The organism is Nocardia uniformis NBRC 13702 (assembly GCF_001613345.1).
In the GTDB taxonomy this organism is placed as follows: domain Bacteria; phylum Actinomycetota; class Actinomycetes; order Mycobacteriales; family Mycobacteriaceae; genus Nocardia; species Nocardia uniformis.
Genome location: NZ_BDCE01000018.1, coordinates 1 through 5,299, shown reverse-complemented (window position 1 = coordinate 5,299; position 5,299 = coordinate 1). Strand labels below are relative to the sequence as shown.

Here is a 5,299-nt window from a genome sequence, read left to right as displayed (position 1 = left end):
CAGCGCCGCCGTGGCGCTGCGCCGCCGCGACGAGGCCAGCGGCCGCGCCGCCGAAGAACTCGCCGCCCGCCTGCTGGAGCCAGCGAGCGCCGAGCTTCCGGGTACATACTGGGCCGCAATGGATTTGGCCGCCGCCGAGCTGGCGGGTACGGAGCTCGCCGAGGACCTGGCGGTCATTGCGCCGATACCGGGCGTGGCGGACGTGACCCCGCACTCGGCGACCCGGGTCGAGGAAACCGGTCGCGATGACGGATTCGGTGCCGCAGCGGCCACCTGTACCGGTGAGTCGGGTAGCGGGCTGTTCGACGTCGCGGGTGCCGCCGCGAACGGAAGCACCTCCGCGACAATGGAATCACCCGCAGCGGGCGGGACCACCGCTGCCGCGGCCGGATCCGTCGGTGGCACGGCGGTCACGGGAGAAGCCGCGCCGACCGAGGTCGACGGCGCAGTGTCGGCACAGCCAGGAATGACGAACGAGGGCGGCGGAGCCGGGCTCGCGGTCGCGATTCAGCGGTGGACCACCCAGATCGGTGCCCTCGATGAGGTGCGTACCGACGCCGAGTCGGCGACGCGGTTGGCCGGGGAGATGACCCGGCTGCGCCAGGATCAGGCCGAATTGACCGGGCGCGCTGAGAAATTGGCGCGATTGCGCGAAGAGCTGCCCGGGTCGATCGCGGCCGTAGAGACGCAGTTGCGGGCGGCCGGAGACGCGGCGGCAGGGCTGCCGGTATTGGAGGCCGAGTGCGAGCGGCTGCGCTCCGCCGCGACGGCTGCGCTCGAATTGGCGAAGCGGCGTGCCGAACTCTCCACGGCACAGGCCGCGTTCGAGTCGGCGCGGACCGCGTACCTGGACGCCCGTGAGCACACCCTGCGGCTGCGCGAGCTGCGGTTGGCGGGGATGGCCGCCGAGCTGGCGGGTGCGCTCGCCGACGGACAACCGTGCACCGTGTGCGGGTCCATCGAGCATCCGGATCCGGCGCGGGCATCCGGTACGGCGGTATCGAAGGATGCCGAGGACAGGGCGCTGCAGGCGGAACGGATTGCCGAGTCCGCGCGGGAACGCTGCGCCAAGCAGGTCGGGGACTGCGAACTCGCCATCGAGGTATTGATGGAGCGTGGCGGCGATGCCGATAAGGCGGAACTCACCGCCGCATTGAACACCGCGACCGAACGCTACGAGACCGCGCGCCGTCTCGCTGTCCGTGTCGATACCCTGACCGCCGAGCTGGCCCGCCTGCGCGCCGACGAGACTCGACTCCAGAACGATCTGCGTGATTGCGAGACCCGCGGCAGCGCGACCATGGAACGCATTGTCGCCACCGACCGTCGCCTCGCTGAACTGACCGAACGTCTGCGCGCCGCCGCGGGGGCCGACGGTACGGTGGAGCGTCGCCGAGCTCGGCTGCGAACCCTTGTCGCGGCTGCCGAGACGGTGCGCAGCGCCCGCGCCGATGTCGTCGGCGCTCGCGATCACGTGGCCACCGCTGCTCTCCGGGTCGAAAAGCTTTCCAGGGAAGCGGGTTTGGTCGAAGCGGCGCTCCCGGTCATGCGCCCCGACGGCACCGGACCCGACTACACCGTGCTCGCGGACTACGCGCGCATCGTCGACGCCGCCTCCCGCACCGCACAGCAGCAGGCCGATCTCGAAGACGAACTCGTCTCCGCCGACCGCTCCCGCGCCACCGCCGAATCCGTACTGGCCGAGCCCGACGTACGCGCCGCCGCCACCGCCGTGCTGGGTGATCTCGTAGAATTGGAAGCCGCTGTCGCCCAGGCGCAGTCGCGACTCAACGAGGCCGTGGCCGCGTACTCCGGCGCGGCCCAGCGCGTCGAACTGCTCGAGGAACTCTGCGGCCAACTCTGGGCGGCCGTCGACCGTATCGCCCCGCTGCAACGCGCCCACGAGGAACTCTCCTCGCTCGCCGACGTGGTGGCCGGGCGTGGCGAGAACAACCGCAAAATGTCGCTGCGTTCCTACGTCCTCGCCGCCCGCCTGGAAGAGGTAGCGCTCGCGGGCTCCGTCCGCCTGCGCCGAATGTCGGGTGGCCGTTATGAATTCGTCCACTCCGACGCCGCGGGCCCGCGTGGTCGTCGCGGTGGCCTCGGCCTCGATATCCGCGACGACTACACCGGTGCCGTCCGCCCCGCCAAAACTCTCTCCGGCGGTGAAACCTTCATGGCCTCACTGTCATTGGCCTTGGGGCTGGCCGATGTCGTAGCGGCCGAATCCGGCGGTCTGGTCCTCGACACCCTGTTCATCGACGAGGGTTTCGGCAGTCTCGACGCCGACACCCTCGACGCCGTCATGGGGGTCCTCGACGAACTCCGCTCCAATGGCCGCGTCGTGGGTGTGGTCAGCCACGTCGACGAAATGCGCCAACGCATCCCCAGCCGCCTGCACGTGGTACGCGGCCGCACCGGCTCCTACCTCGAAGCCATCGTCGCCTGAGCCCCGGTTGCGCGTCGGGCCGTGGCGGCGAACTACACGGTCGGCGTTTGAGGTTCGGGGAACCGGGAATCGCTGGCAGGTAGTCCCTTCCCCGCAGCTGGAAGACCCGAGGAGTCTGTTTCGATGTCCGCGCCGATCCCCGCCCGTCCGCAGCAAGACGAATCCATCCTTATCGACAATGTCAACGGCTCCGGACTGACGCTGGGTCTGTTCGGCGTGATCGGATTGACCTGGACGCTGCATGCGGCCGGGGCCGGAGCGCACGGCTGGATGTTGGCGGGGATCACGGTGGCCACGCTCGCCCTCCTCGCCGGTCTGATCGGCGCGGTGATCGCGAGACCTCGTTCCCGCGCCCGCGGGATGCGCCGGTCCTGACGAACTTTCGGTGCCCCGATTTCCACTGTGCGCTGCTGTGCGCGCTCGGATACGAAGCGGGTGGTGGTCGAAGGACAACGACCACCACCCGCACCGTTATGCCGACCTGTCAGCGGTTCTGGTACAACCGCACACCCGGTCTTCGGTGACGAGACCGGTCCGGCCGGAGATGCCGCAGTGGGCTACATCACCCGGCTATGTCGCGGAGGGGTTCTCGTGATCCAGTAGCCAGCGCTTCACGCCCAGTCCCCAGCGGAAACCGCCCAGGGTGCCGTCGGTGCGCAGAATGCGGTGGCAGGGGACGAAGAGGGCCGCGGCATTGCGGGCGCAGGCGTTCGCGGCCGCACGGGTGGCGGCGGGGCGGCCCGCCAGGGCGGCGTAGGCGGTGTAGGTGACGGGGGTTCCGGCGGGGATCTTGCGCAGCACCTCCCAGGCGTGGACCAGGAAAGGACCGGACATTTGACGGACCGTGACGGCGTCGATGGCGGTGAGATCGCCGCGGTGGTAGGCCTCGATCGCCGCGGTCACCGAACCGAGCGAATCCTGCTGGCGCAGTTCGGTCGGACGCAGCGTGGGGTGGATCAGCTGACGGAGGTTCTCGGCATCCGCGGTCCAACCCGCGGCCAGTACCGCGCCGTCGTGATCCACCAGGGCGGTGAATGGTCCGGCCGCCGTGGTGTGGGTCGCGAAATCAGCGGTGCCGGCCGAGCGTTCGATGCTCACGGGGTGGTTCTCGCTTTCCGGGCTCCGGCCGCACCGTCCGGGGCGGCCGCGGGGTTGGAGAGGGCGTGCTTCCACAGGTGCATGGAGAGGTAGGAGCGCCAGGGAGCGAAGCGTGCGGTATCGGTGAGGTCGAGGCCGATGAGGTTCGCGCCGCGGCGCACGATCAGGTCGGTGTATAGCAGGATGTCGGGGTTCGCGAGTAGTCGCATGGTGACGTAGTCGGCTGTCCACGGGCCGACGCCGTCGAGGGCGAGCAGGTCGCGGCGCACATCCGCGGCGGTGCGGCCCGCGTGCAGGATCAGATCGCCGGAGGCCAGGGCGCGGGCGGCACCCACAATGGCGGCGGTGCGGCGGACCGGGCCGGTGAGCACCTCGGCGCCGCGTTCGGCGATGGCGGTGGCGGTGGGGAACAGGTAGGGCACCGGACCGGGGACCGGCTCACCGAGTGCGGCCACCAGGCGAGCGGTGTGGGTATTGGCGGCGGCCACCGAGATCTGTTGCCCGATCATGGTGCGTAGCAATAGTTCCGGGCCGTCGAGGCAGCCGGGAACGCGGATGCCCGGACTTGGCAGCGGCCCCCGCAGACCGGCGGCCAGGGCCTCGTCGATACCGATCGGATCGGCGTCGAGGTCGAGCAGGTGCCGCAGGCGCGCCACCGTCGGTGCCAGGTCACGCATATCGTGCAGCGACAGCGTGGCGCGAACATGCCCGGGCTGCACACTCATTCGGACGTTGGCGTGTCCGTGTGGCGTGCGCAGACTGCGGGAGTACGCTCCGTCCTCCCACAGCTCCAGGCCGGGCGTGGCATGGGCGGACATGAACCATTCCAGCCACGGCCGATCCAGCGGATCGCGGTAGGGCAGCCGCAGGGTGAGCGTCCCATTGGTTGCGGGTACGGCATCGCCGTTGCGCCGCACCTCTTCTCGCAGCCGGGTAGGGCTGACGGCGAAGACTTCCCGCACGGTGTCATTGAATTGGCGAATGCTCGCGAACCCGGCCGCGAAGGCGATATCCGACATGGACAGCGGGGTGGTCTGAATCAGCAGTCGCGCCGTATGCGCCCGGTGAGCGCGTGCCAAAGCCAGTGGGCCGGCCCCGAGTTCGGCGGTCAGCACCCGGGTGAGCTGTCGCTGTGAATAGCCGAGCGAATCGGCCAGCGCGGGTACACCGCCCCGCTCCACCACGCCGTCGGCAATGAGTCGCATGGCGCGAGCGGCCAAGTCGGCACGGGTATTCCACAGCGGCGACCCGGGTGCCGCATCGGGCAGGCAGCGTCGACAGGCCCGGAAGCCGCACTGCTGCGCGGCCGCGGCCGTCGGTAGGAACGTCACATTGGTACGTTTGGGCGTGATAGCCGGACACGAAGGGCGGCAATAGATTCCGGTGGTCCGCACGGCGGTGAAGAATTGCCCGTCGAAGCGGGCGTCCCGTGTGGCGACGGCGCGGTAGCACCGTTCGAAGTCCAGTCCGGTTGCACTCACGAAATCCACCCTCCCAGGCGCGGCTGATATCCGCTAGCGGATATCAGCCATGTACCCGACCCCCGTCATCCCGACGTGACGGACCTTCGGGTTTCAGCAGCAGCGTTGGCTCGGATTCCGGTCGGCATCCGCATGCCGCCGTCGCCAGTACTCGGCCTCGGACGGAACCTCCTGATCAGGATGATTCCGCCGCAAATGCTGCACGTAGCGGGCGTAGTCACTACCGCCCAGGATCGAATTGAACCACCAGAGAAAGCCTCGAATGGCACGG

The 5,299-nt window shown here is 69.5% G+C and carries 5 protein-coding genes; 2 read left to right on the top strand and 3 right to left on the bottom strand.

What is annotated here, in order from left to right; translation table 11 throughout:
• Positions 1-2,449 (top strand): SbcC/MukB-like Walker B domain-containing protein (locus tag NU1_RS04865; RefSeq protein ID WP_157551990.1); only part of this gene is annotated, 2,449 nt, incomplete at its 5' end.
• 123 nt (positions 2,450-2,572) lie between these two features.
• Positions 2,573-2,824 (top strand): hypothetical protein, encoded by a 252-nt coding sequence (locus tag NU1_RS04860; protein ID WP_067517817.1) that lies wholly within the window; start codon positions 2,573-2,575, stop codon positions 2,822-2,824.
• A gap of 195 nt (positions 2,825-3,019) precedes the next feature.
• Here the strand turns inward: NU1_RS04860 and NU1_RS04855 are convergent, their stop codons facing one another.
• The 3 genes from NU1_RS04855 to NU1_RS40005 form a co-directional block, all read right to left on the bottom strand.
• On the bottom strand, positions 3,020-3,547 hold the full coding sequence (locus NU1_RS04855; RefSeq protein ID WP_245719952.1) for a methylated-DNA--[protein]-cysteine S-methyltransferase: 528 nt from the start codon (positions 3,545-3,547) through the stop codon (positions 3,020-3,022).
• Complete coding sequence (locus NU1_RS04850) at positions 3,544-5,028, bottom strand: AlkA N-terminal domain-containing protein (protein ID WP_067517821.1); 1,485 nt, start codon at positions 5,026-5,028, stop codon at positions 3,544-3,546. The genes NU1_RS04855 and NU1_RS04850 overlap by 4 nt, the downstream gene beginning before the upstream one ends.
• Positions 5,029-5,121: 93 nt before the next feature.
• On the bottom strand, positions 5,122-5,292 hold the full coding sequence (locus NU1_RS40005) for a YbdD/YjiX family protein (RefSeq protein WP_084520987.1): 171 nt from the start codon (positions 5,290-5,292) through the stop codon (positions 5,122-5,124).
• Between the last annotated feature and the right edge of the window lie 7 nt (positions 5,293-5,299).

Coding starts and splice junctions, on each gene's coding strand:
- NU1_RS04860 (WP_067517817.1), top strand. CDS start 2,573: ATGTCCGCGCCGATCCCCGCCCGTCCGCAGCAAGACGAATCCATCCTT.